The organism is Aureimonas sp. CAS (genome assembly GCF_059838215.1).
Map to the genome: position 1 here is coordinate 2,364,759 of NZ_CM187563.1, position 24,915 is coordinate 2,389,673.

Sequence of the window (24,915 nt, forward strand, 5' to 3'; positions counted from 1 at the left end):
GGCGGTCACATGCCCTCGCCGAGCCGTCCGTCCATCCCGCCTTCGGGGACGGTGCCGCCGAGCGCGGCGGCGATGGTGGTGACGTTGTGGTCGATCATGCCGAGATAGGTGCCCTCGTACGTGCCGGGCGCCCCCATGGCGTCGGAAAAGAGCTCGCCGCCGATCTCGACCTCGTGGCCCCGGGCGCGAGCGCCTTCGATGAGCGCGCGGATGTTGCGGTCCGAAACCGAGCTTTCGACGAAGATGGCGCCGATGTCCCGCGTGACCAGCGTATCGACCAGCGCCTCGATGCGCTGCAGACCCGCCTCGCTCTCGGTCGAGATGCCCTGGATCGCCAGAACCTCCCAGCCATAGGCCTTGCCGAAATAGCCGAAGGCGTCATGCGCGGTGACGAGGACGCGGGAGGCTTCGGGCACGCTGCCGAGCACCTCCTCGCTGTAGGCCGCCAGGCGATCCAACTCGCCGAGATAGCGCTCGGTGTTCGCCTGGAACACAGAGCGCCCTTCGGGATCGAGATCGCTCAGAGCCTCGCGCGCGGCTTCCACGACGCCGCGCCAGAGGACCGGGTCCATCCAGACATGCGGATCGTAACGCCCGGCATATTCGTCATGCTCCAGCAGCTCGTCCTTCGGCAGCGCCTCGGCGAGAGCCACCACGGGGCGTTGGCGCGAGAGCTGCCCGAGGAAATCCTCCAGCTGAGCTTCCAGGTAGAGGCCGTGCCAGACCACCGCGTCGGCCCGGGCCATGCGGGCGATGTCGGAACTCGTCTGGCGATAGCCATGGGGATCGACCCCCGGCCCCATCAGGGCCGCGACCTCCACCCTCTCCCCTCCCACCTCGCGAACGGCATCCTCGATCATTCCCGTCGTGGCCACGACCTGCAGCGGTTCCTGCGCCGCTGCCGGCGCGCTCATGGCCAGCGCAGCAAGCACCAGAGACGTCGAGGAAGCGAAAGGCGACACCAGCAGCTCCATTTGCAATTGCGAACCGTTTGCAAAAGGAAGATAGCGAGGCTGCGTTCAAGCGCAAGAGGGAGCCGAGGGGAGGATCACGCGACTTTAAGATCGCCGGCCCCGCCGGAGGGTCGCGCGCGTCTCAGCCCGCTTCGACCTGTCGACCGGCGCTTCACACGGCAGAGAAAGAGCGCGTCAGGCTTTCGGAAAATCGACTCCGATCTTCGGGCCGATGCTGTCGGTGCGAACGCGAAAAGGGGCCGAAGACTTCGCTTCGACCCCTCGATGAACTCGTATGAGATTTTCGCGGATCGGACGATCCGATGCTTGGCTCAGCCGCGCAGGCTGTCGAAGGCGCTCGCATCCAGTCCGGCGCGGCGCAGGGCGTCACGGCCCGGCTTGCGCCCCGCTTCCGCGGCAGCCGCGCACTCGATGATGCCGCCCATGAAGGTCGCAAAGTTACCGACGCGAGTGCGAAGGTTCGTGCGGGTCGGCTGCTGGGTCATCGAAGTATTCCTCTATCTCGTACGGTCGTCTCGTCTGATGCAACCGATATAGCCAAAGGAACGCCTGGACAGTAGGTCTTGGAACGGGGCCCAGCCATGCAGCTTCCGCATGACTGGGCTCCAGAGGCACGACAGGATCAGCGGGAAGCGGTCTCTCCCTCCCCGTCGTGCTCCACGATGTGGACGCGGTCGATGGTCGCCTCCAGGAACGCCTCGTGGACATAGACGAAGGCGCGGCGCGCGGCCTCGGTCGTCGCTTGGCCTTCCACGGGCTCCAAAAGGAACATGAGGAAGGAGCGCCCGGTCACCATGTAGGTCGCCCCGAAGTCGAACGGCTGCAACTCGCCGAGATCGGGCTGGTTCGTGTCGATCACGCATTGCCAGCGCATGCCGCCCGGCGCTTCGGGCAAAGTGAAGTTCACCACGTCGTGGTGCGCGTTCAGCACGATCAGCATCGTCGCGTCGGTGCCCTGCCGCCGGATGCCCTCCGACTGCGCCCGCCCGTCTAGGAGAACGCCGAAGCAGCGCGCCCCCGCATCCGCCCACTGGTCGTCCGTCATCTCGGCGCCGGCCGGGTTGATCCAGGCGACGTCCTTGACGCCCAGCTCGTCATCATAGGTGCCGTGCAGAAAGCGGCCGCGCCGCAGGAGCGGCAGCGCCTGGCGCAGCGAAATGAGCTTGCGAACGAAGTTGGCGAGATCCTCGCCCTCCCCGGTGACGTTCCAGTCGATCCAGCCGATCTCGTTGTCCTGCGCATAGGCGTTGTTGTTGCCGCCCTGCGTGCGGGCGAACTCGTCGCCCGCCAGGATCATCGGCGTGCCGCGCGAGAACAGGAGCGTGGCGAAGAAGTTGCGCAGCTGCCGGAAGCGGGTCTCGTTGATCTCCGCGTCGTCCGTCGGTCCCTCGACGCCGTAATTGTTCGAGAGATTGTGCGAGTGGCCGTCGCGATTGTCTTCGCCGTTCGCCTCGTTGTGCTTGTCGTTGTAGCAGACGAGGTCGTGCAGCGTGAAACCGTCATGCGCGGTGATGAAGTTGACCGACGACCAGGGCTTGCGACCGCGCTTGTCGAAGAGATCCGCCGAGGCGAGCAGCTTGCCGGCGACGGGCGCGGCCTTGCCGTCGTCGCCCCGCCAGAAGGCGCGGACCGTATCGCGGTAACCGTCGTTCCACTCCGCCCAGCCCGGCGGGAAGCGGCCGACCTGGTAGCCGCCCGGACCGCAGTCCCACGGCTCGGCGATCAGCTTCACCTGGCTAAGCAGCGGGTCCTGCATGCAGGCGTGGAGGAAGGAGGATTCTTCCGAGAAACCGGTCGGCTCGCGCGCGAGGATCGTGGCCAGATCGAAGCGGAAGCCATCGACACGCATTTCGCCGGCCCAGTAGCGCAGGCTGTCCATCACCAGCTGCATGACGCGGGGATGCGAGGTGTTGACGGTGTTCCCGGTGCCCGTGTCGTTGATGTAGTACCGGTTCTGATCCGGCAGCAGTCGGTAGTAGGACGCGTTGTCGATGCCCTTGAAGGACAGCGTCGGCCCGTTCTCGTTGCCCTCGGCGGTGTGGTTGTAGACGACGTCGAGGATCACCTCGAGGCCGACGCCGTGGAAGCGCGAGACGAGCTCCTTGAACTCGTTGACGAAGGGCGTGGAGAGGTAGCGCGGGTCCGGCGCGAAGAAGCCGAGCGTGTTGTATCCCCAGTAGTTCCGCAGACCCTTCTCGACGAGATAGCTGTCATCCACGAAGGCATGGATCGGCAGGAACTCGACGGAGGTCACACCGAGGCTCTTGATGTAGCTGACGACGTCCGGGTTCATGAGACCTGCGAAGCGCCCGCGATCGGCCTCAGAGACGCTCGGATGGCGCTGGGTGAAACCCTTCACATGGGTTTCGTAGAAGATCGTCCGCTCCCACGGAATGTTCGGCCTGCGCTCGTCGCCCCAGGTGAAGGCGGGGTCGACCACGCGCGCCTTGGGCACGAAGGCCGCCGAGTCCCGCTCGTCGAACGACAGATCGCCGTCGGCGTGGCCGATCGTGTAGCCGAAGAGCGCGTGATCCCAGGTCAGCGCACCCGTGTGCTGCTTCGCATAGGGGTCGATCAGCAGCTTGTTCGGGTTGAAGCGGTGTCCCGCGTCCGGCTCGTATGGTCCGTGGACGCGATAGCCGTAGACGAGCCCCGGCCGCGCGGCCGGCAGATAGCCGTGAAAGATCTCGTTGGTGTATTCGGGAAGCTCGATGCGCTCCAGCTCGGTCTTGCCGTCCTGATCGAAGAGGCAGAGCTCGACCTTGGTCGCGTGGGCCGAGAAGATCGCGAAGTTGACACCCAGACCATCCCAGGTCGCGCCGAGGGGAAAGGGCTTCCCACTCTCGACTTTCGAACGGCGGATGGCGGGGCGGGCATGAGGGCGTGCGGCAGCGGGCATGGGCTGGTTCACGGAGTCTCTCGACGCAAGAGGAAGTGACCCTGAACAAGACGCGGGCGGCTCGCTTTGTTCCGCACCGCAAGAGCAGGAAAGCGCGAAACTCTCCGCAGCCGTGCGCCGAACGCATGGCATTCCTTCGTCGGCCGCGAAACGGGCGGGCGAGACGCCGGTCGGCCGCGCGATTCTGAGGGGCACTGGCGTCTACTGAACGCGGCTGCCCGTCTGATTGAGGGCGACGCCGCGCAGCGCGTACACCGCCCAGCGGACGGACAGGGCGGCACCCGGAGACTGGGTCTTCAGCTCCGGCGTCAGGAATTCGAGATAGGCGGCCAGCGCGGATGCCGGCGCGCGGCGCCCGGACCCGACGACGATGAGGTCGGGATCGGGAAGGCCGAGCTGGCCGAGCGCTTGCCGAAGGTGGGGAACGGCGCCGTTCCCCGGGCAGATTTCGTGAAGGCAGGTGATCAAGCTCAAGACCAACGGACAGGGTTCGACGCTTAAGTCCGGCCCCGCTTCCGCAACGATATCTCGCGGCCCGATGTCCATATCGCCCCCCCTTCACTGTTCGGACACATTAGGGAGATGCAATGCCGGCGAATATTCATGGATTTATCCATAAATTGTATACATCTGGATACGATGCAGCGTCACATCGGGATCAGTTTCTGACGTAGGGCGATCGCCACCGCATGGACCGTGTTCGCCGCGTCCAGCTTGCCGCGAATGTTCAGAAGATGCCGGGCGACAGTGCCCTCCGACATGTCCAGATCGTTTCCGATCTCGCGCGCGTTCCGGCCGGCGGCCGTCTGTCTCAGCACCTCGCGTTCGCGCTCCGTCAGCCGCTGGCTCACCCCCACGCTGCCTGCCGTCCGGGGAGCGTGGCTCGCCAGAAGCTGGGACGCGGCGAGGACCAGATCCTCGGTCGTCGGATCGAGCTGAAGGGTCCGCTCGGCCATGAGGAACATCAGGGGCCGGCCAAGCTGCGGGTGGGAAACGGGAACGGTCAGGCCATCCGCCAGACCTTCGATCCTGAAGGATTCCGGCTTCCCCGGCTCGGCGCCGCCGACGTCGGACCAACGGAGGACGCGTCCGGCGTCCAGCGACGCCTTCCAGATCGGGTCGCTCTGCCAGCGACCGCCCCTGGCGAAGCGCATCACGAATTCGATCGGGACCGTCGTAAAGGCCAGCCCCACCTTCGAATGGGTCGCAAAGCGGGAGACGTCCACCAGCGAAACATGGACCACGCCGAGCGGGCGCATGAGCGCGAGATACTGCGTCAGAAGCTCTTGGAAGGTGCCGTTCGTCGCCGCGAGCGATACGAGACGGACGAGTTCGCGCAACAGCAGGGCGCTTCGCCCGGACGCATCGTTCAGATCGGCTCCGCCTGTCGGTTGGTCGACGCCTCGGAGCGACGGAAGGCGATGATCGGCCAAGCGGCGTCCCTTTTCCGGCACGTCGAAGAAGAGCACACCCTCCCCCTTCCGGCAGGCTTCCACGTTCCGGCAGCGGGACGCGAGAATGTCGCCTTCCGGATCCAGACAGTTCTGATATAACAACTAGGACGATTTTTGTACGATCGGGCGCTCGCTCCGTCAACAACGTAGCCCGGTCATGCACGAGGCGTCGGCGAGATTTGTCGGCGTTCTAAAAACCCTGCCGTTCCGGCATCCCATGGCGGGCCAGCGAGAAAGCGGAATGCGGCGGGGCCTCCCACACGCGCCCCGCACTCTCGCGTCACGCGTGTACCCGACCTTAGGGTCGGTCTCCATAAGAAGGAACCGAAATGGTCGGACGACGCGCGGCGTCCGACGCGGCGACGAATGTCAGGGCGAATGTCAGATCGTCAGAGCGGGCGTGCGTCCCGAACGCTCCAGTTCCCAGACCGCCGTCCACTGGCCGGCCTGGCGGTCGAGGACGAGGAAATTGCGCTGCGCCGTATAACGCCCGGCCTGCCCAGGAAGGCGCCCGAAGCGGATCTGCCGCCCCTTCAGGGGCGCCTGCCCCGTCCCGCACAGAAGACCCAGTCCCGCCGCGAAGGCGGCGGGCGGCTCGGGATGGGTGATCCCGCTCGCAACGAGCTGATGCAGGAGCTCGCCATTGGAGAAGGTCATGGTCGCGCGCGCCGCGAGGTGGATCTCGCCAGAGACGACCGTCACCGGCGCCGCGCGTTCGGTGCTCTGGCGCTCCAGGAGGCGAAGCCAGCGCCGCCACTCGTCGCGGTGGGCGCGGCTCTGCCACTGATCGCGCAGATCGTCCTCGAAGCCGCTCGAATGCGGCAGGAAGTCGAGGAAGGCCTCCACGAGGCTCATGCGCGGCCCCAGGGTCGGAACGCTGGAGACGACGAGCCGCCGATCGCCCTCGGGCACCGCATCGAAGCCGCGCTCGATCGCCGCCCAGCCCGCCTCCCCCATGACGCGGGTCGGAGTGCGCTCCGACCGCAGGTCCGGCAAGAGGACCGAGAATCCGGGGAAGGCCGCCGACGTGGACAGGCTCGCGCCCGTCGGATCGAGCCCGGTCGAGGGGATCCGGTCCGCCCGGCCGCCCAGCTGGAAGACCAGGAACGCCTCGCGGGCCGTCTCGAACAGGGCCTTTCCGACAGCGCTTTCCTGCAGACCGCGCGGGTGGCTGCCCCAGCCGTCGCAGATGTCGTGATCGTCCCAAACCATCATCGAGGGAACGCAGGCATAGAGCGCCGCCGCGGCGGGCTGGCGCAGAAGGTCGAGGTAGCGCCGGAAGAAGTAGCCGCGAAGGGCCTCGCGCATGGGCCGGTCGATCTGGATCGTCAGCTTCTCGTCATCGTCCGCCTCCGCCCAGCGGTCGAGTTCGGGATGCGCCCTGACGGCCTCGTCGGCGTAGAGCTGGTCTCCGCCGTGAAGAAGAAGGGCGAAGGGGGCGCGACGATGCTCGTCCAGAAGCCTGCGCCAGAGCACGTCGCGATCCTCGTGGCCGCGATCCTCGTCGCCGTTCTCCTGGCCGTTGCAGGACACGAAAGCGATGCGGACATCGCCCGAGAGGTCCGTCGCGACCTCGTGCCGACGACCGGCCAGCTCGTAGCCGGCGCCCGGCCGGGCCGGCAGCTCGAAATCGTAGACGAGCGTGCGGTGCCCGAAGAAGCGGCCGGTGCATTCGCCCGCCACCGGCTGGCCGTCGTCCGGATGGAGCGCGGGAGCGGCCGTCCCGTCATCGAGGACGATCAGCGCCGAGAGGCGGCACAGCCGATCGTCGCTCCCGCGGGCGTAGAGGATGGGTCCTGCGACGAGGGGATCGCCGGCATTGCGTTCGATCAAGGGAAGGCTCCGAAGCGGCGGCTGGCGTGCCCGCCGACCGGCCATGTCGGTTGAAATCGCGCCGTTGCAAGGGCCGGAAACGAGGAAGGGGGCCGATCGGCCCCCTTCCTGAACGCGCAAGTCTCCGGCCCGAACGGATCAGTGAGCCGCCTTCTTGGCGTCCGACCGGCTCTTCAGCAGGCTGAGGACCGTCGTGATGACAAGGATCGACACGATCACGATCAGCGATTCCGACGTCTCGACATGGAGCCATCCGGGGACCGCGACGGGGTTGCCGCCGTTGATGAAGGGCAGCGTGTTGGCCTCCACCGCATGGACGATCAGCTTGCAGCCGATGAAGGCGAGGATGAGCGACAGGCCGATGCCGAGATAGACGAGGCGGTCGAGCAGCCCGCCGATCAGGAAGTAGAGCTGCAGAAGGCCGAGAAGCGCGAAGGCGTTGGCCGTGAAGACGATGTAGGGCGCCTGCGTCAGGCCGTAGATCGCGGGGATGGAGTCCAGCGCGAACAGAAGGTCGGTCATGCCGAGCGCCAGGATCACGATGAACATCGGCGTGAAGTAGCGCTTGCCGTTCTCCGTCACCCAGAGGGCCGTGCCGCGGAAATCGTCCGTCGTCGGAAGGCGACGCTCGAACCACTTCACCACCGCGTTCGGCTCGTAGTCCTCGTCGGTCGTCTTCTGGTGCTTGAGGCTCTCGACGATCAGCTTCCAGGCCGTCCAGAGGAGGAAGAGGCCGAAGATGTAGAAGACCCAGGAGAAGCGCTCGATCGCCGCCGCGCCCAGCGCGATGAAGATGCCGCGCATGATCAGCGCCATGACGATGCCGATCAGCAGCGCCTTCTGCTGGTAGGCCGACGGCACGCGGAAGCTCTTCATGATGATCACGAAGACGAAGAGATTGTCGACCGAGAGCGACTTCTCCGTCACGAAACCGGCGAAGTACTGGATGCCATGGTCGCGGTCCCAGAAGTGCCAGACGCCCCAGCCGAACAGGAGGGCGAGGCCGACGTAGAAGACCGACCAGAAGGCCGATTCCTTGAAGGTCGGTGTGTGGGCATGGCGCACATGCGCGTAGAAGTCGAAGACGAAGATCAGGGCGATCGCGCCGATGGTGGCCAGCCACACCCAGGTCGGCACCACATTGGGGTCCACGGACGTCATCGCCTGCGAGGCGGCGATCTGCGACTGTTCCATCTGTCACTCCACGGGCCGAGACGGTTCGCTCGGCGAGCTGCAGGTTCGTCCCGCCGCGCACCGCGGAATTCGGGTCGCGCTGCATTACAGCCATTCAAACCGGAAAGCATCAGCCCTCAAACGAGATTTGAGGACTAAATCGATACGTATGTCAGAGCGTTGAAACGCTCGCCCGGATCGCTTCGATGTTCGCCGCGTAGGCCTCGCGGGTGCCGCCCTTGAAGACGGCCGAGCCGGCGACGAGCACGTCCGCGCCCGCCTCGACCAGCGCCGGGGCGGTCGACGGGGTGACGCCGCCGTCGATCTCGATGTGGATCGGCCTGTCGCCGATCATGGCCTTCAGGCGGCGGACCTTCTGGATCGTGGAGGGAATGAAGGACTGGCCGCCGAAGCCCGGATTGACGCTCATGACGCAGACGAGATCGATCCGGTCGAGCACGAACTCGATGGCCTCGGGCGGCGTCGCCGGGTTGATCGCGACCCCAGCCTTGACGCCGAGACCCCGGATCGCCTGCAACGAGCGGTCGAGATGTCGCGTCGCCTCCGCATGGACCGAGATCAGCTCGGCGCCGGCCTCGGCGAAGGCCCTGAGATACGGGTCCGCCGGCTCGATCATCAGATGGCAGTCGAAGAACTTGCGCGAAGCGCTTCGGATTGCAGCGATAACGGGCGGCCCGAAGGTGATGTTCGGCACGAAGTGGCCGTCCATCACGTCGAGATGGATCCAGTCCGCGCCCGCCGCATCGACCTCCGACACCTCCTGCCCGAGGCGCGAGAAGTCCGCCGACAGGATGGAGGGAGCGATGATGACGGACATGGGCGGACTCCTGAAACGGGACTACGCCGCGCAAGGCCCCTGCCCCGCGCGGCGCCGGCAGGCCTAGCGGCCGAGCAGGTCCTTGGCGGCCTTCACGGCGTGGTCGGCGGTGATGCCGAAATGCTCGTAGAGCTTCGGCGCGGGGCCCGAGGCACCGAAGCCGTGCATGCCGATGAAGCGGCCCTGGTCGCCCAGCCAGCGTTCCCAGCCGAAGCCGAGCGCGGCCTCGATGGCGATGCGCGGCGCGGTGCCGAGCACGGAGGCGCGGTAGGCCTCGTCCTGTTCGGCGAAGAGCTCCCAGCACGGGAAGGAGACGACGGCGGCCTTGATGCCCTCGCCCTTCAGCGTCTCGGCGGCGGCCAGCGCGATCTCGATCTCCGAGCCCGTCGCCATGATCGTCACGTCGCGTTCGCCGTCCGTGTCGCGCAGGACGTAGGCGCCCTTGCGCGAGCGGTTCTCGCCCGCGTCCTCGCGCACCGTCGGAAGGTTCTGGCGCGAGAGCGACAGGACCGAAGGCCGCTTGGTGTCGCTCAGCGCGATCTCCCAGGCTTCCGCCGTCTCGACCGCGTCGGCGGGGCGCAGCACGAGAAGGTTCGGCGTCGCGCGCAGCATCGCCAGATGCTCCACCGGCTGGTGCGTCGGGCCGTCCTCGCCGAGGCCGATCGAATCGTGCGTCAGCACGTAGATCACCCGGATGCCCATCAGGGCCGAGAGGCGCATGCCGCCGCGCATGTAGTCGGCGAAGGTCAGGAAGGTGCCGCCATAGGGGATGAACCCGCCATGCAGCGCCAGACCGTTCATCACGGCTGCCATCGCATGCTCGCGAATGCCGTAATGGATGTAGCGGCCGGCGTAATTGTCGGCGGAGACGACGCTCTGGTTGCCGGTCTTGGTGAAGACCGAATGGGTCAGGTCCGCCGAACCGCCGATCGTGAGGTCGGTGAGCTCGTTGACGAGGCCGAGGGTCGCTTCCGACGACTTGCGGGTGGCGAGCTTGGGCTTCTCGGCCACGAGCTTGGCGCGGTAGTCGGCCATCGCCTTCTCGAAGCCGTCCGGCAGCTTGCCGGAGATGAAGGCGTCGAATTCGGCCTTCTTGGCCGCGCTCGCCGCGCGCTTCTCCCAGCTCGCGCGATGCTCGGCGCCCTTCGCGGCCACCTCGTGCCAGGCCTTGGTCACGCTCTCGGGCAGTTCGAAGGGCTCGGATTCCCAGACGAGCTTGGCGCGCGTCGCCTTGATCTCCTCCTCGCCGAGCGGCGCGCCGTGGCTCTTCTCGGAGCCCGCGAGCTTGGGCGAGCCGTAGCCGATGATCGTCTTGCAGGCGATCATGGTCGGCTTGTCGGAGGTCTGGGCCCGTTCCAGCGCGGCCTTGATCTCGTCCGGCTTGTGGCCGTCGACGTGCTCGGCGTTCCAGCCGGCGGCCTTGAAGCGCGCGACCTGATCCATCGAGGTCGCCAGCGAGGTCTTGCCGTCGATCGAGATTCCGTTGTCGTCGAAGAGGACGATCAGCTTGTTCAGCTTCAGGTGCCCGGCGAGGTCGATCGCCTCGTGGCTGATGCCCTCCATCAGGCAGCCGTCGCCCGCGATGACATAGGTGCGGTGATCGACCAGATCGTCGCCGAACCGCGCGTTGAGCATGCGCTCGGCGAGCGCGAAGCCGACGGCGTTGGTGATGCCCTGGCCGAGCGGGCCGGTGGTCGTCTCGATGCCGAGCGCGTGGCCGTATTCCGGATGGCCGGCGGTCTTGGAGCCGATCTGACGGAAGTTCTTCAGCTGGTCGATCGTCATGTCCTCGTAGCCGAGGAGATGATGGATCGCGTAGAGCAGCATCGAGCCGTGGCCGTTCGAGAGAACGAAACGGTCGCGGTCCGGCCAGTCGGGGTTCTTCGGATCGACGCGCACGAAGTCGCGGAAGAGCACGGTCGCCACGTCCGCCATGCCCATCGGCATGCCCGGATGGCCCGAATTGGCCTTCTGGACGGCGTCGATGGATAGGGCGCGGATGGCGTTCGCCATGTCGCGGGCGTTGCGGTCGACGTCCGTCTCGTGCGGATTGGCGGCGGTTTCGGCGTCCATGGGTCTGCCTTTCGAGAAAATGGACGGCGCGCGCGGCGCCCTTCTTCGGGTTTGGTACTTAAAGCCTTTGGCCGCGCTCTTGAAGGCGGGGCCGCCGGTCTCGTCAGAGAACCGAGACGCTGGGCTCGCCGATGTTCTCGGGGTCCGCCACCTGCCGGCCGTACTCGACCACCTCCTCGCGCGAGCCGAAGACGACCGGCGTGCGCTGGTGCAGGTGCTCGGGCACGATGTCGAGAATGGGCGTCAGGCCGTCGCTGGCCGCGCCGCCGGCGTTCTCGGCCAGGAAGGCGATCGGGCTCGCCTCGTAGGTCAGGCGGATCCGGCCCTTGTCGTAGCCCTTCCGCGTGTCGCCCGGATAGAGATAGACGCCGCCGCGCAGGAAGATGCGGTAGGCGTCGGCCACGGCTGAGGCGACCCAGCGCATGTTGTAGTCGCGCCCGCGCGGCCCGTCCTTGCCGGCGAGACAGGCGTCGATGTAGCGGCGGGTCGGCTCGTCCCAATGGCGACGGTTCGAGGCGTTGATCGAGAACTCCTTCCCCGTCTCCGGGATCGCCATCGCCTCGATCATCACCTCGAACGCGCCGGTCGCCGGCCGGAAGGCGTAGGTCTTGGTCCCGGCTCCGAAGGACAGGATCAGGAGGAGCTGCGGTCCGTAGACGAAGAAGCCCGCCCCCAGCTGCTCGCGTCCGGCCTGGCGGAACACGTCGTCGGCCGAGCGGCCCTCGGCCGGTAGCAGCGAGAAGATCGTGCCGATCGAGACATTGGTCTCGATGTTGGACGAGCCGTCCAGCGGATCGATGGCGATGGCGAGCGAAGCGCCCGCGCGCATCGCGACCGCGTCGTCCTGCTCCTCGGAGCCGTAGAAGGCGACGGGCGAGCGGCGGGCCGCCTCGACGAAGAGCTTGTCGGCCGCGACATCGAGCGCCTTCTGGAAGTCGCCGCCGGCATTGCCGGTGCCGGTCGCCTCTTCGCCCCCCTCGGCTCCGCCGTTCTGGATCATGCGGTGAAGCTCGATCGCGGCCTTGGCCAGTTCCCCGACGCAGGCGGCCGCGTCGGACAGGCGCGTTGCGGCATGAGCGGCGAGATCGGTGTCGAGCGTCGTCATGGTGCCTCCCGAAGGCTTGAAACGGTCGGCCGCTCCTTAGGGCCTTTCACGCCGTCACGAAAGCACGGAGGCGGGAAATCGGCCGATTCCGCGTCGAAATCCTCGATCGTCTACCCCGGCAGAAGCGCCGCGTCGCGAAGGGCGGAAAGGTCCGCCGAGCCGGTGCAGAAGCAGGCGATCCTCAACTCCTCGATGAGTCCCTCGAAATGCGCGATGGCAGCCTGGGCGCAATCCTCGGCCGCCGCGAGGCTCGCAGCGGCCTGGCCGACGAGATCGGCGCCGAGCCGGATGGCCTTGGCCGCGTCCACCCCGTCCCGCACGCCGCCCGACCCGATCAGCGTCACGCCCGGGCAGGCCTCTCGCACCTGCCGGATCGCCTCGGCCGTCGGGATGCCCCAGTCGGAGAAGGCGAGCGCGGCACGGCGGCGCACCGGATCGGCGATGCGCTCGGCCTCGATCGCGGCCCAGCTCGTTCCGCCCGCCCCGGCGACGTCGATCACCGCGACGCCCACCTCGACGAGGCGTCGGGCGACGGCACCGGACAGGCCCGCTCCGACCTCCTTGGCGACGACGGGACGGCCGAGATGGCGCACCAGATGCTCGATCGCGGAGAGAACGCCGCGCCAGTTGCGATCGCCCTCCGGCTGCACGGCCTCCTGCAGGGGGTTCAGATGGACGATCAGCGCGTCCGCCCCGATCATCTCGACGGCGCGGCGCGCCTCGTCGATCCCGTAGCCCGAGACGAGCTGGGCGCCGCCGATATTGGCGAGGATCGGAACGTCCGGCGCGGCGCGGCGCAGTTCCGGGCCGAGACCGGCCGAACCCCGAGCCTCCAGCGCCACCCTCTGCGAGCCGACGGCGAGCGCGAGGCCGAGCGTCTGGGCCGCTTCGGCCAGATGCCGGTTGATGCGTCCCGCCCGCTCCGGCCCGCCCGTCATCGAGGAGATCAGGATCGGCGCGCGGAGCGAGCGGCCGAGGAAGGACACCGAAAGGTCGATCTCATCCATGTCCAGTTCGGGCAGGGCGGCATGCTCGAAGCGAAGCTGATCGAAGCCGGTCGAGGCGCGCCGGGACGACAGGCGCGGGGCGAGCACGAAGTCGAGATGGTCGCCCTTGCGCCGTCCGATGTCGGCCGGATCTGAGCTGTCGCCGCTATGTCGTTTGGTCGCAGAAGCGGCGGGTGTTCGCACGAACGTCATGGCTTAGGCTCGCGCTGTGGGCGAAAAGACATATCCTCGTCCGGCGAGAGATGACATGTTTGGAGCCTTTCGAAGAATGGGACCGAACCATTGCGGATGACAGGCGGGCCGGCAACCTCTCTCGACGCGACCCGCCGCCGCATCGAGCTTCGGTTGTCGGAGCTGATGCCGCCGGCCGGCGAGGGCGTGGAGGCCCTGTCGGCCGCGATCGCGGACGGGTCGCTCGCGCCCGGCAAGCGTCTCCGCCCCCTGATGACGGTGCTCGTCGCCGAGGATCTCGGCGGCCAAAGCGAGGCCGCTCTCGACATCGGCTGCGCCATCGAGCTCGTCCACGCCGCCTCCCTGATCCTCGACGATCTGCCCTGCATGGACGACGCGGACATGCGCCGGGGGCGCCCCGCCGTCCATCGCGCCCATGGTGAGGACGCGGCGGTCTTGTCGGCCGTCGCCATGCTGAGCCATGCCTACGCGCTCGTCGCCGCGGCACCGGGCCTCTCGGCGGAGGCGCGGCTGGAGGCGGTCGCCGTGATGGCGCGGGCCGTCGGGCTCGAAGGCCTCGTCGGCGGCCAGTTCCTCGATCTTCGCGCCGGCCGCGAGGCGCGTCCGCTGGGGGAGATCGTGCGCGCCAACCATCTGAAGACGGGCGCGCTCTTCTCCGCCGCCATCGAGATCGGCGCGGTGATCGGGCAGGCCGGCGAGCGCCGCGCGCCCCTGCGCCAGTTCGCGAACGAACTCGGGCAGGCCTTCCAGCTTCTGGACGACCTCCTCGACCGGGAGGCGAGCGAGGCTCAGTCCGGCAAGACGTCCGGCCGCGACGAGGGAAAATCCACCGTGGTCTCGCTCCTGGGCGCCGCGTCGTCGCGGCGCCGCATTGAACGCCACGTCGCGGAGGCGCATATGCTCCTGGCGCAGGTCTTCGGCCCGGGCAGCCGGCTGGCCGAACTCCTGGACACGATCTTCGGGGCGAGTTCCCGAAGGGTCGAGGACGGCCCGCTGATCGAGGAAGCCGGCGCGCGCTGACACGGGAATGGTGCTGATGGACTGGACGAGCTGGCCCGTACTGATCGCGATCGCGGTCGTCGTGTTCTTCGTCATGGAATGGGTCGCCTGGGCGGCGCACAAATACATCATGCACGGCTGGGGCTGGGGCTGGCACGAGAGCCACCACGAGCCGCATGACGACACCTTCGAGAAGAACGACCTCTACGCGGTGGTCTTCGCGATCTTCGCGATCGGCCTCTTCGTCATCGGCCATTTCGGCGAACTGCCGGTGGTCTCGGCCGTCGCCAGCGGCATCACGCTCTACGGCCTCTTCTACTTCATCGTCCATGACGGGCTGGTGCATCAGCGCTGGCCGTTCCGGCACATCCCGCACAAGGGCTATGCCAAGCGGCTCGTTCAGGCGCACCGGCTGCATCACGCGGTGAAGGGCAAGGACGACTGCGTGTCCTTCGGCTTCCTCTACGCTCCGCCGGTGGAGAAGCTCAGCGAGCAGCTGAAGCGCTCCGGCAAGGTCCGGCAGGAGCAGGACGAGCGCCGCACGCTGCATTGAGCGAGCGTCGCCGGGGGCCGTCTGCGCCAGCGATCCAGGCGGGACCGCCAGTCTTCTCCCGCTCGCGGGAGAAGGTGGCCCGAAGGGCCGGATGAGGGTTCCGTAGGGCGCTGCATCGAACTCACGTCCTGCAACGCCATGCCCTGAAGACCCTCACCCGGCTGCTCGCTGCCGCTCGCATCCACCCTCTCCCGTTCCGGGAGAGGAATGGCGCCTCTTTCGGCAGCGCAGCCGCTCCGTCAGCCCCGCTCGCGCGTCCACAGCGCCGGGTCGCGCTCCGCGGTGCCGCCGCCCCGGAACACGGCCATCCTGAACCCCCGCACCACGTGGAGCAGCTTTTCCGGCTTGGTCGTCGAGACCCGCTGGGCGAAGGCGCCCTCCCTCTTGGCGACGAGGTTCAGACCGATGGCGCGATAGATGCCGTGCGCCGAGCCGACCGCCCAGGCCGAGCGCGGCGGCAGCGCGTCGATCCCGATCCGCGCCGATTCGTAATAGGGCTCGGCCGCCGAAACGAGGCGCCTGCGCAGCCGCGCCACCGCTGCCCGGTTTGAAGGATCGGTGAGAGCCTTTGGCGTCAGCCCCTCCCCGCGCAGCCATTCGAGCGGCAGATAGACCCGGCCGGCCCTCGCGTCGTCCACGACGTCGCGTGCGATGTTGGTCAGCTGAAAGGCGAGGCCGAGATCGCTGGCGCGATCGAGCGTGGCGTCGTCGCGAACGCCCATGATCCGCGCCATCATCACTCCGACGACGCCGGCAACCCGAAAGCAGTAGAGGAGGAGATCGTCCAGCGTCTCGTAGGTTCGGCCTTCCACGTCCATCTGGAAGCCTGCGAGATGGGCGTCCGCGTCGCCGCGCGGCAGGCGGTGACGCTTCACGACGTCGGCGAGCGCGGCGAAGCTCGGGTGGAGGCCCTCGGTCTCGCCTTCGAAGGCGAGAGCCGTGTCGCGCCGGAGGCCTTCGATGCGCTCCAGCTCGGACCGTTCGTCCTGGACGCGGGCCGCCGAGCCGGCCTCCTGTCCGTCCACCACGTCGTCGCAATGCCGGCACCACGCATAGAGCTTCACGACGCTGTCGCGCGTCCTTCGATCGAACAGCTTTGCGGCCATCGCGAAGCTCTTGGAGCCCTTTGCGATCGACTGCGCGGCGAAGTCGCTCGTTCCGCTCACGGGTTCAGGATCAGCCCGGCCGTGGCCTTGGCCGAGGCCACGACGCCCGGCACGCCGGCGCCCGGATGGGTGCCCGCGCCGACGAAATAGAGGTTCGCGATCGTGTCGTCGCGATTGTGCGCGCGGAACCACGCCGACTGCGTCAGCACCGGATCGAGCGAGAAGGCCGAGCCGTGATGGGCGTTCAGCTCGTCGCGGAAATCGTAGGGCGTGAAGATGCGGTGCGTGACGAGATCGCGCTTCAGGTTCGGCATGTAGCGCGCTTCGAGGTAGTCGAAGATCCGGTCCGCGTAGCGCGGACCTTCCACCGACCAGTCGATGTCCGGCGCGTTGCCGAGATGGGGCACGGGCGACAGCACGTAGTAGGAGCCCATGCCTTCCGGCGCGAGCGAGGGATCGGTGCGGCAGGGCGAATGGAGGTAGAGCGAGAAGTCCGCCGAAAGCTGCGGCCCCTTGAAGATCTCCGCGATCAGCTCGCGATAGCGCGCGCCGAACAGGACCGTGTGGTGCTCCAGCTGCTCCTGATGCTTCGAGAGCCCAAAGTAGAGGACGAAGAGCGACATGGAGAAGCGCTTCTTCTTCAACGCCGCGCCGGCCTTGCGGCCCCGCGCCGTCTCTCCGAGAAGGTTCGCGTAGGTGTGGACGACGTCGGCGTTGGAAGCGACGAGATCGGCCCGGAAGGACCGGCCGTCCTTCAGCGTCACGCCGCCGGCTTTGTCGCCGGCCATGTCGATGCGCGCGGTCTCGGCGTTCAGCTCGATCGTGCCGCCGATGTCGCGGAACAGGCGCGCCATGCCGTCCACCAGCGCGCCCGTGCCGCCCTTTGGGAACCAGACGCCCCATTCGCGCTCCAGCGCATGAATCAGCGCGTAGATCGAGGAGGTGGCGAAGGGATTGCCGCCGACGAGCAGCGAATGGAACGAGAAGGCCTGCCGGAGATGCTCCTCCTCGATGAACTCGGAGACCTTGGAATAGACCGAGCGCCAGGCCTGCAGCTTCATCAGGGCGGGGCTTGCGCGCACCATGTCGCGGAAGTGCAGGAAGGGCTCGGCCCCGAGCTTGAGATAGCCCTCCTCGAAGACGGCGCGCGAATAGGCGAGGAAGCGCCGGTAGCCGTCGAGGTCCTTCGGGTTGAGCGCCCTGATCTGCCGGTCGAGCCCGTCCTGGTCGTTGACGTAGTCGAAGACCGTGCCGTCCTCCCAGCAGAGCCGGTAGAAGGGGCTGACGGGCAGGAGCGTGACGTAGTCGGAGAGCTTGCGGCCGGCGACCTCGAACAGTTCCTCCAGTGCCGACGGGTCGGTGATGACGGTCGGTCCCGCATCGAAGGTGAAGCCCTCGTCGTGCCAGACATAGGCGCGCCCGCCCGGCTTGTCGCGCTTCTCGACCAGCGTGGTCGAATAGCCGCCGGCCTGAAGGCGGATGGCGAGCGCGAGACCGCCCAGCCCCGCGCCGATCACGATTGCGGTCTTCCCCGTCTGGCCGTTCGGTCGGGTCATCATCGTCCTTGAAGAAGGGCGCGCAGGGCGCTCGCTACGGGCACGGGGGGTTTTCCGACGAGGATGCGCCCCTTGTCCAGCATCGTTAGCCGCGACGCATAGAAGCGCGCGATGAGATCGTCCGGCAGCCGGTGGAAGTGCTCCAGCACCCGGTAGCGCTCGCTCGGCTCGCCCGCCTTGAAGAGCATGCGGTTGAGCCCGCGGAAAAAGGCGCGGTCCGCCCAGACGTTTCGCGAATGGTCGGCCAAGGCCCGCGAGAGATCCGGCGCGGACAGAAGGGAGAGGCCTGCCACGAAATCGGCCGTGCAAACCGCGTCGGCGAGCGAGTAGCCTGTGGTCGGATGGAAGAGCGCCGCCGCGAGACCGACCGTCGGCACGCCGCGCAGGTCGGCGAGATGCGCGTCGATGTCGCCGCCGAGCGCGATCGGCAGGATGCCGTCCTCCTCCCGCACGACCCGATACGCCCCCCACCCCGAATAGGAAGCATAGGACGCGATCCGCTCGCGTAGGATGTCGCGCGGCAGGCCCTCGCCGTCGGCGTAATAGGTGTCCTCGATGAGCATGCGCGTGGGCGAAAACGGCAGGCAGTAGACGAAGCGGTAGCCGTCGTCCTGCTCCACCGTCGCGTCCATCACGATGGGCTCGGCCAGCCCGTGCGGGCGCTCGAACTCCAGCTCCTGCCCGAGGAACTTCTGGAAGCCGAGCGAGAGATGCGGGGTGGCGCGCGGCCCCCGCGCGTCGATCACGGCCCCGGCCTCGATCGCTTCCCCGCCTTCGAAGACCACGCGATGAGGTTCGATGGCGACGGCCGAGCGCCCCGTCTGGATCGAGGAACCGAGACGGGTGGCGAGCACGTCGCGGAACCGTTCGGACGAAACGCTGCGATAGCCGGTCGCCAGCCGCCGGTGGCGACCCGGGAAGCGCACCTCGTAGGCGGGCCAGCGGTGCACGATCAGCGGCTCGAGCCAGTACTCCTCAAGGACGCCGAGGTCGTCTTCGTGGAAGCTCCAGGTGTGGTTGCCGCCCGGCTCCCCACCGTCGACGACGAGAACCGAAAGCTCCGGCCGCGCCTCCGCGAGCCGGTAGGCCAGAAGGCCGCCCGATAGGCCCGCGCCGACGATCAGGAGGTCGGGACGGTTCATTCGGCGGCCTCGGCGAGCGGCGGCTCGATGCTCGGCAGACCCGGTACGAACGCTTCGATGAGCTCCGCCGCGCGGTCGGCACCGCCGGCGGTCGCGATCTCCCGGCCGAGCGCCCTCGCCCGTAGGGCGAAGGTCTCCTCCTTCAGAAGGCGCTTCAGGGAGGAGCGCACCGCCCGCCGCGTCAGGAGGACGCGCGGCAGCTTGAGCCCTGCCCCGCTGTGCTCGATGCGGGCCGCGACCCCCGGCTGGTCGAAGGCGATGGGGATCGCGAGGAGCGGCACGCCGAACTCCAGCGCGTCGAGCGTCGTGTTCAGTCCGCCATGGGTGATGCAGGCCTGGGCCCGTGCAAGCACCGCGCGCTGCGGGAGATCGCGGGCCACGAAATGAGCCGGCAGGCTCCCGGCTTCCCGTTCGCTCAGGCCGCCGCAATGCGCGATGACGAGCTGCACGTCGAGCCGGCTTGCGGCCTCCGCGATCGTCCGAAACAGGGACAGGCGGTGTCCCTGCAGCGTGCCGAGGGAGGCGTAGACCAGCGGCCGGTCCGGATCGACCGCGAAGGGCAGCGGCCCGTCCTGCGCTTCGGCCTCCCGCAACGGGCCGACGGGGCGGATCCGGCTGGAGGGACGTCGCGGAAAGTCGAAGCCGGGCACCGTCTGCGCGATGGTGGCGTCCGGCGACAGGCAGTCCTCGATGGTCGACAGGCCGGTCAGGCCGAAGCGCATCGACCATTCCTCGATGGCACGGCGCTGGCGCGACAGGAACAGGCGGGTGACGCGGGCCGCGCCCCGGTTGCGTTTCAGGCCTTCGGGAGACGGGTCGTAGGGCCAGTCGACGAAGGGGGGCGGCAAAGCCGGGTCGGCCTCCACCGGAAGCGCGCAGGCGATGGAGATCTGCGGCAGTTCGAGATGGCGGGCGAGAAGCCCCGCCCCGGGCTCCATCTCGTCCCCGAGAATCGCGTCGGCGCCGATCCGGCGGAGGAGTTCAGGTCCGTCCGCGCACAGGCGGTCCGTCGCCGAAGCGGAGGCGCGGACCGTCCTCAGGATTCCGAGCGGCCCGGTCGGTCGCCGTGTCGCGAGCTCGGTCGAGCGGTGCGGGGGGCGCGACAGAGCGGGCAGGAGCGCGAGTTCGACGGCCCGCGAGCGCTTCAGTCCCCTCGCCTCGCCCGGCAGGACGAGCGTCGCGCGATGTCCCCGCGCGACGAGCCGCTCGCCCACCGCTTCGAAGGCACGCACATGGCTCGGCAAGGGAGGGCAAACCAGCGCGAAATGCGTCATGCGGCAAAATGGCTTTCCGTGCCGTCGCTTGAAGGCGGCTCTTGGGAGCGCACTTATCGCAGAAGGCGACGAACGCCAGCGTGAAAACGCAGACAAGTGCTTGGCAGGAACCGGAACGGTGGTGTTCGAAAGACGCGTGTTCGATGCGGCGAGCGAGACGGAGGGGCGGCGGTGAGCCGGATCGTTCCGTCCTTGCGTGGCCACGAAAGCCCGCCCCTGGCCGCCGGGCTCGGCTCGCAAGTCCTGATCTCGCTGGGCCTCGTGGCGCTTCTCGTCCTCTGGCTGGCCGCGGTCGGACGCCCGCTGATCTGCCCGTGCGGCACGGTGACGCTCTGGGTCGGGGACGTGAACTCGCCGCAGACGTCGCAGCAATTCGCCGACTGGTACTCGCTGCTCCACGTCGTCTTCGGCTTCGCCCTGTGGCTGTTCCTCGACTGGATGAAGCCGCAGTGGTCGACGGGACAGAAGTTCGTCGTCGCGATCGCCTCCTCGGTCGCCTGGGAAGCGGTGGAGAACCTCCCGCCGGTCATCGCGCTGTTCGGCGATTCGCCGGGAGCGCCGCCCTATGAAGGCGATTCGATCCTGAACGCCGTCGCAGACACGATCTTCGTCGCCGCCGGTTTCCTCGGCGCACGGTTCATGCCCGTTCCGGTCGTCCTCTTCGCCGCCTTCGCTCTGGAACTGATCGTCCTGAACGAAGCCGGCGACGGCTATCTGCTCGGCTCCCTGCGGCTTCTCGGCGCCAGCGTGTGAGCCGTGAGCGCGGGCCGTCCGCCTCGTTCGGGCGGACGACGCGCGCGAATTCAGGCGGCCTTGGCGAGGGTGCGCCCGGCGGCGTGCGAAGCGTCTTCGAGCGCCTTCGCGATCGCCGCCTTGCGCGGCTCCTCGCCGAGCGCGAGGCCTTCCGCGATCACGAACTCGACGTCGTCGATCCCGAAGAAGGCGAAGATGCTGCGCAGCCAGGTCTCGCCATGTTCGGCGGCGCGCTGGGGCGTTCCCTCCGCATAGATGCCGCCGCGCGAAAGCGCGACGATCACGCGCTTGCCGCCCATCAGGCCTTCGGCGCCGTTCGGCCCGTAGCGGAAGGTGTGCCCGGCGACCGCGAGACGATCGATCCAGCTCTTCAGCTGCGAGGAGACGGTGAAATTGTAGAAGGCGGCGCCGATGACGACGATGTCGGCCTGCTTGAACTGCTCCAGCGCGGCCTGCGATTCCGGCGTGCCGAAGCTCGCGAGCGTCATATGCTCCAGGGGCTCCGCGGCCAGATCGCGGTACTCGACCTCGATCGACGGGTTCTCGTCGCGGATGGCACGGGTGACGGCTGCGGAAACGGCGCGGCTGGCCGAGGCTTCGCCCTGGATACTGGAATCGACGTGGAGGAGCTTCATCTTATGGATCTCGATTGGTGAAAGACGGCACCGACCGAGCTATGACAAAGGCCGAACCGATCCAAGAACGCAAAGCAACGGGACCTGGTCACATGCCTATGCCTGCCCGCCAACCCGGCCTCGACCCGCAGTGCCGCCGCGTGAACAACGTGATGGCGCTGGCCGGCGAACGCTGGACGCTCACCGTGATCGCCGCACTCGGCGAAGGACCGAGGCGTTTCAACGAGTTGCGCCGTGTCATCGGCGGCATCTCGCAGCAGATGCTGACGCGCACGCTCAAGTCGCTGGAGCGCGACGGCCTCGTCAGCCGCACGGTTTTCCCGAGCGTTCCGCCCCAGGTCGAATACGCGCTGACGCCGCTCGGCCTCACTCTGGGACAGGCCGTCTCGCATCTGGAACGCTGGGCCGGCTCCCATCTCGACGAGATCGAGCGCAACCGCGCCGACTACGACGTGCGGACCGCGGAGCGGCCGGGCGTCAGGCCCGGCGCTGCGAACGCGGCGTGACGCCCGGAATGTAGGTCTTGCCGCCCGAAGGGGCGGTGCGCCAGCCCGAACCGGCGATCGTGACGACACGGTTGCCGCGAAAATCGGTCTCGGCGGCGATGAAGCCGCGTTCGGCCATGTAGGTCAGCAGGAAGCGCCCGCGCGAGGGCGAGTGGCTGCCATAGGCGCGTGCGAGCGCCGCATCGTCCGGGCAGGGCTGGCCGTCGCGCGCCGCGCGCGCCACCAGAAGATAGACGCCCTGCATGTCCTCGGGCAGTTCGGCCGAGCGCTCGACGACCAGCGCCCAGTCCGCATCCTCCTCGCCCTGCCCGATGCCCGCGCGCGCCAGCGCCAGCCGACGCCGGAAGGCCGCCATGTCGGTCTCGCCCGCATCCACGCGCTTGAGGCGGCAGTGGACGAGGAAATCCTGATAGAGCAGCGGAACGGGACGGAAGGCCGCGTCCGGGTCGGCGATGAGTTCGACGAAAATCTCCTCGATCGCCGCCTCGCGGGCCGCGATCTCCTCTTCGGTCAACGGCTCGGGCGCGCGGACCGGCGCGGCGGGGCGCGGCTGGGCGAGGTTCTCCAGCCGCTCGCGCGTCTCGATGCGCTCGCGGCGCGGCGGCTCGGGCAGAAGGTCCGGCTCGTCCGCACCGGCCGTGAAGATCAGGTCCGCCATCTCCTCGGGCGCGCGCTCGGGCATCGCCATCAGGACGGGGCGGCCGGAACGGCCTGCCGTCTCGACCGAGCCGATGCGGATCGGGATCGGCCGGCGCGACAAGGCGGGGCCGAGGGCGACGAACTGGCCGGGCTCCAGGTCGCGGAAGCGCTCCGCCTGCCGGCGCTCGAGGCCGAGAAGGTCGGCCGCGCGCGCCATGTCGATGTCGAGGAAGGTGCGGCCCATCAGGAAGTTTGAGGCCTCGGCCGCGACGTTCTTGGCGAGCTTGGCGAGGCGCTGCGTCGCGATGATGCCGGCCAGGCCGCGCTTGCGCCCGCGGCACATGAGGTTCGTCATGGCGCCGAGACAGACGCGCCGGGCCTCGTCGCCCACCTCCCCCGCGATGGCCGGCGCGAAGAGCTGCGCCTCGTCCACCGCGACCAGCATGGGGAACCACACCGTGCGGTCCGCGTCGAACAGGCCGTTCAGGAAGGCGGCCGCGCAGTGCATCTGCACCTCGGCGTCGAGACCTTCGAGGTTGAGGACGACCGAGGCGCGATGCTGGCGGATGCGGCCCGCGATCCGCGTCAGTTCGGCCGGCGTGCGGTCGGCATCGACGACGACATGCCCGAAATGCTCGGAGAAGGAGACGAAGTCACCTTCGGGGTCGACGATCGCCTGCTGCACGAAGGGCGCGCTCTGCTCCAGAAGACGGCGCAGGAGATGCGACTTGCCGGAGCCGGAATTTCCCTGGACGAGCAGACGGGTGGAGAGGAGTTCCTCCAGATCCATCTCCGCCGGGTCGCCCGTCGTGGTGGTGCCGAGGTCGACGGCGGTCTTCATCCTGTCCAAAGTCCTCGTCTCGATCGCCGGAGGGCGGACCATAGCGGATGGGGTCGCTCGCCGGAGCCGTCGCGGCCGTTTCGTCCACAGCTTTGGGCCTTTCGTCCACGGACGAGAACCGGGCGGTCGTCCCGCCCCTTCGGGCGATCAGGACCGGGCGACCTCGCCCAGATGGGTCGGAATGGCAGATTGCCGTTCTCCGGCCACTTCGACGCGATTTCGTCCGGAGCCCTTCGCCCGGTAGAGGGCGGCATCGGCCTGCCCCATCAGCCAGTCGAGGTCCGTGCCGTCGCCCGACGCGACGATGCCGGCGCTGAACGTGGCCGGCGCGGGCAGCTCGGCGATGCTCGCCGCGCGCTCCCGGAAGGTCCCCGCGATCGCCGCCAGCCGCTGCACGGCCCCCACCGACGTCTCCGCCTGGAGAATGCAGGCGAACTCCTCACCGCCGAGCCGGCCGCAGGCGTCGCCCGCGCGCAGCGAGGCCCTCAGGACATCGGCGAACTCGCACAGGATCGCATCGCCGACGGCGTGGCCGCAGCGGTCGTTCACCGACTTGAAGTTGTCGAGATCGATGAAGCAGAGGACGAAGGGCTGCTTCTCCAGGAGCTTGCGCTCCGCGCGGCGGCGGAAGGAGCGCCGGTTGGGCAGATTCGTGAGAGGATCGCCCTCCGCCGCCATCCGGAGATCGGATTCGAACTGCTCGCGCCAGACGAGGAGGAAGAGATAGGCGGTCGCCGCGACGAAGAGGACGGATTTGTAGATGGAGAAGGTCAGCCAGAAATCGGCCATCGCCATCTCGTCCGGAACGAAGGCCGAGACGAGCATGACGAAGCGCAGGAGATAGAAGGCGCCGTAGAGTGCGAAGACGATCGCGAGGGCGCGCATGGTCCGGGTCACGCGCTCCGCCGTCAGAAGCAGGGCGCAGACCGCGGCCGGAATGCCGAAATACAGGATGCAGAGGACGATCCGCCGTTCGACATAGGTGTCGGCCAGAGGTTGGCCGTACCAGCGCGGGAAGGCGAGCGCGAACCAGATCGCCGCCGGCAGGAAGGCCCAGTAGCCGACCCGCGCGCGGTGGCCGAGATAGCTCGCCAGGGCCGCCGCCATCAACGAGAGGCTGAGGATGCCGAATCCGTTCGGGACGATGATCGCGAAGTTCGCGTCGAGCGGGAAGAACAGGAGGCTGGAGATCGCGAGGCCGGCGGCAGCGCAATAGGCGCCGACCCAGAGCAGCAGAGGTTTGCCTGGCGAACGCTGGTTCTCCTGCCAGAAGGCACCGGCCGCCAGGAGCGAGATGGCGGCGAGGACGAGAAACAATGTCGGGGTATGGATCAGCACCTGTACGACCCTCTCGTATCGGACC

The 24,915-nt window shown here is 68.1% G+C and carries 22 protein-coding genes; 4 read left to right on the plus strand and 18 right to left on the minus strand.

The features are described 5' to 3' along the window. Positions 1–5: 5 nt before the first annotated feature. The 11 genes from AC6R2M_RS11435 to fni all read right to left on the minus strand — a co-directional run bounded on the left by AC6R2M_RS11435 (position 6) and on the right by fni (position 13,548). The gene (locus AC6R2M_RS11435) at positions 6–962 is read right to left on the minus strand and encodes a metal ABC transporter solute-binding protein, Zn/Mn family (protein WP_500482223.1); all 957 of its coding nucleotides are present in this window, start codon (positions 960–962) and stop codon (positions 6–8) included. A gap of 323 nt (positions 963–1,285) precedes the next feature. Next, a complete protein-coding gene (locus tag AC6R2M_RS11440; protein WP_500482225.1) occupies positions 1,286–1,459 on the minus strand; it encodes a hypothetical protein in 174 nt (57 codons plus the stop codon). Positions 1,460–1,596: 137 nt separating this feature from the next. Next, entirely contained in the window at positions 1,597–3,873 is a 2,277-nt protein-coding gene (gene glgX, locus AC6R2M_RS11445) for a glycogen debranching protein GlgX (protein ID WP_500487573.1), read from the minus strand. Positions 3,874–4,074: 201 nt separating this feature from the next. Then, on the minus strand, positions 4,075–4,353 hold the full coding sequence (locus AC6R2M_RS11450; protein ID WP_500482227.1) for a hypothetical protein: 279 nt from the start codon (positions 4,351–4,353) through the stop codon (positions 4,075–4,077). A gap of 167 nt (positions 4,354–4,520) precedes the next feature. Further along, positions 4,521–5,213, minus strand: a complete 693-nt coding sequence (locus AC6R2M_RS11455; protein ID WP_500482230.1) for a helix-turn-helix transcriptional regulator — start codon at positions 5,211–5,213, stop codon at positions 4,521–4,523. A gap of 495 nt (positions 5,214–5,708) precedes the next feature. Continuing rightward, entirely contained in the window at positions 5,709–7,160 is a 1,452-nt protein-coding gene (locus AC6R2M_RS11460; protein ID WP_500482232.1) for an alkaline phosphatase D family protein, read from the minus strand. A 138-nt stretch (positions 7,161–7,298) separates the two neighbouring features. Beyond that, on the minus strand, positions 7,299–8,354 hold the full coding sequence (locus AC6R2M_RS11465) for a TerC family protein (protein ID WP_500482234.1): 1,056 nt from the start codon (positions 8,352–8,354) through the stop codon (positions 7,299–7,301). A gap of 151 nt (positions 8,355–8,505) precedes the next feature. Continuing rightward, positions 8,506–9,171, minus strand: a complete 666-nt coding sequence (gene rpe, locus AC6R2M_RS11470) for a ribulose-phosphate 3-epimerase (RefSeq protein WP_500482236.1) — start codon at positions 9,169–9,171, stop codon at positions 8,506–8,508. A 63-nt stretch (positions 9,172–9,234) separates the two neighbouring features. Further along, on the minus strand, positions 9,235–11,244 hold the full coding sequence (gene tkt, locus AC6R2M_RS11475; protein ID WP_500482238.1) for a transketolase: 2,010 nt from the start codon (positions 11,242–11,244) through the stop codon (positions 9,235–9,237). A gap of 103 nt (positions 11,245–11,347) precedes the next feature. Then, positions 11,348–12,349, minus strand: a complete 1,002-nt coding sequence (locus tag AC6R2M_RS11480) for a class 1 fructose-bisphosphatase (RefSeq protein WP_500482240.1) — start codon at positions 12,347–12,349, stop codon at positions 11,348–11,350. A 110-nt stretch (positions 12,350–12,459) separates the two neighbouring features. After that, on the minus strand, positions 12,460–13,548 hold the full coding sequence (gene fni, locus AC6R2M_RS11485; RefSeq protein ID WP_500482242.1) for a type 2 isopentenyl-diphosphate Delta-isomerase: 1,089 nt from the start codon (positions 13,546–13,548) through the stop codon (positions 12,460–12,462). Between the two features lie 153 nt (positions 13,549–13,701). On the opposite strand from fni, the gene AC6R2M_RS11490 reads away from it, so the two are divergent. Next, entirely contained in the window at positions 13,702–14,568 is an 867-nt protein-coding gene (locus AC6R2M_RS11490) for a polyprenyl synthetase family protein (RefSeq protein WP_500482244.1), read from the plus strand. Between the two features lie 16 nt (positions 14,569–14,584). Further along, positions 14,585–15,100, plus strand: a complete 516-nt coding sequence (locus AC6R2M_RS11495) for a sterol desaturase family protein (RefSeq protein WP_500482246.1) — start codon at positions 14,585–14,587, stop codon at positions 15,098–15,100. A gap of 239 nt (positions 15,101–15,339) precedes the next feature. Here AC6R2M_RS11495 and AC6R2M_RS11500 read toward each other — a convergent pair whose 3' ends face one another. The 4 genes from AC6R2M_RS11500 to AC6R2M_RS11515 are packed head-to-tail and all read right to left on the minus strand — an operon-like array spanning position 15,340 to position 20,178. Further along, on the minus strand, positions 15,340–16,266 hold the full coding sequence (locus AC6R2M_RS11500) for a phytoene/squalene synthase family protein (RefSeq protein ID WP_500482248.1): 927 nt from the start codon (positions 16,264–16,266) through the stop codon (positions 15,340–15,342). Next, positions 16,263–17,762: a phytoene desaturase gene (locus tag AC6R2M_RS11505; protein WP_500482250.1), complete on the minus strand. Its 1,500-nt coding sequence runs from the start codon at positions 17,760–17,762 to the stop codon at positions 16,263–16,265. The genes AC6R2M_RS11500 and AC6R2M_RS11505 overlap by 4 nt, the downstream gene beginning before the upstream one ends. Then, complete coding sequence (crtY, locus tag AC6R2M_RS11510) at positions 17,762–18,904, minus strand: lycopene beta-cyclase CrtY (protein WP_500482252.1); 1,143 nt, start codon at positions 18,902–18,904, stop codon at positions 17,762–17,764. Before crtY ends, AC6R2M_RS11505 begins: the two co-directional genes overlap by 1 nt. Then, positions 18,901–20,178, minus strand: a complete 1,278-nt coding sequence (locus tag AC6R2M_RS11515; protein ID WP_500482254.1) for a glycosyltransferase — start codon at positions 20,176–20,178, stop codon at positions 18,901–18,903. Before AC6R2M_RS11515 ends, crtY begins: the two co-directional genes overlap by 4 nt. A gap of 171 nt (positions 20,179–20,349) precedes the next feature. Between AC6R2M_RS11515 and AC6R2M_RS11520 the strand changes: the two genes are divergently transcribed. After that, positions 20,350–20,931: a DUF2585 family protein gene (locus tag AC6R2M_RS11520; protein ID WP_500482256.1), complete on the plus strand. Its 582-nt coding sequence runs from the start codon at positions 20,350–20,352 to the stop codon at positions 20,929–20,931. A gap of 50 nt (positions 20,932–20,981) precedes the next feature. On the opposite strand, the gene AC6R2M_RS11525 is transcribed toward AC6R2M_RS11520, so the two are convergent. Further along, on the minus strand, positions 20,982–21,566 hold the full coding sequence (locus AC6R2M_RS11525; protein WP_500482258.1) for an FMN-dependent NADH-azoreductase: 585 nt from the start codon (positions 21,564–21,566) through the stop codon (positions 20,982–20,984). A 92-nt stretch (positions 21,567–21,658) separates the two neighbouring features. Between AC6R2M_RS11525 and AC6R2M_RS11530 the strand changes: the two genes are divergently transcribed. Beyond that, positions 21,659–22,072, plus strand: a complete 414-nt coding sequence (locus AC6R2M_RS11530; RefSeq protein WP_500482260.1) for a winged helix-turn-helix transcriptional regulator — start codon at positions 21,659–21,661, stop codon at positions 22,070–22,072. Here the strand turns inward: AC6R2M_RS11530 and AC6R2M_RS11535 are convergent. Both AC6R2M_RS11535 and AC6R2M_RS11540 read right to left on the minus strand, forming a co-directional pair. Further along, a complete protein-coding gene (locus AC6R2M_RS11535) occupies positions 22,044–23,552 on the minus strand; it encodes a helicase HerA domain-containing protein (RefSeq protein WP_500482262.1) in 1,509 nt (502 codons plus the stop codon). The two genes, AC6R2M_RS11530 and AC6R2M_RS11535, sit on opposite strands and share 29 nt — an antisense overlap. Before the next feature lie 147 nt (positions 23,553–23,699). Beyond that, entirely contained in the window at positions 23,700–24,890 is a 1,191-nt protein-coding gene (locus AC6R2M_RS11540) for a GGDEF domain-containing protein (RefSeq protein WP_500482264.1), read from the minus strand. Positions 24,891–24,915: the final 25 nt, after the last annotated feature.

Coding starts and splice junctions, on each gene's coding strand:
- AC6R2M_RS11530 (WP_500482260.1), top strand. CDS start 21,659: ATGCCTATGCCTGCCCGCCAACCCGGCCTCGACCCGCAGTGCCGCCGC.
- AC6R2M_RS11535 (WP_500482262.1), bottom strand. CDS start 23,552: ATGAAGACCGCCGTCGACCTCGGCACCACCACGACGGGCGACCCGGCG.
- AC6R2M_RS11515 (WP_500482254.1), bottom strand. CDS start 20,178: ATGACGCATTTCGCGCTGGTTTGCCCTCCCTTGCCGAGCCATGTGCGT.
- AC6R2M_RS11495 (WP_500482246.1), top strand. CDS start 14,585: ATGGACTGGACGAGCTGGCCCGTACTGATCGCGATCGCGGTCGTCGTG.
- AC6R2M_RS11465 (WP_500482234.1), bottom strand. CDS start 8,354: ATGGAACAGTCGCAGATCGCCGCCTCGCAGGCGATGACGTCCGTGGAC.
- AC6R2M_RS11525 (WP_500482258.1), bottom strand. CDS start 21,566: ATGAAGCTCCTCCACGTCGATTCCAGTATCCAGGGCGAAGCCTCGGCC.
- tkt (WP_500482238.1), bottom strand. CDS start 11,244: ATGGACGCCGAAACCGCCGCCAATCCGCACGAGACGGACGTCGACCGC.
- AC6R2M_RS11505 (WP_500482250.1), bottom strand. CDS start 17,762: ATGACCCGACCGAACGGCCAGACGGGGAAGACCGCAATCGTGATCGGC.
- AC6R2M_RS11480 (WP_500482240.1), bottom strand. CDS start 12,349: ATGACGACGCTCGACACCGATCTCGCCGCTCATGCCGCAACGCGCCTG.
- crtY (WP_500482252.1), bottom strand. CDS start 18,904: ATGAACCGTCCCGACCTCCTGATCGTCGGCGCGGGCCTATCGGGCGGC.
- AC6R2M_RS11440 (WP_500482225.1), bottom strand. CDS start 1,459: ATGACCCAGCAGCCGACCCGCACGAACCTTCGCACTCGCGTCGGTAAC.
- fni (WP_500482242.1), bottom strand. CDS start 13,548: ATGACGTTCGTGCGAACACCCGCCGCTTCTGCGACCAAACGACATAGC.
- rpe (WP_500482236.1), bottom strand. CDS start 9,171: ATGTCCGTCATCATCGCTCCCTCCATCCTGTCGGCGGACTTCTCGCGC.
- glgX (WP_500487573.1), bottom strand. CDS start 3,873: ATGCCCGCTGCCGCACGCCCTCATGCCCGCCCCGCCATCCGCCGTTCG.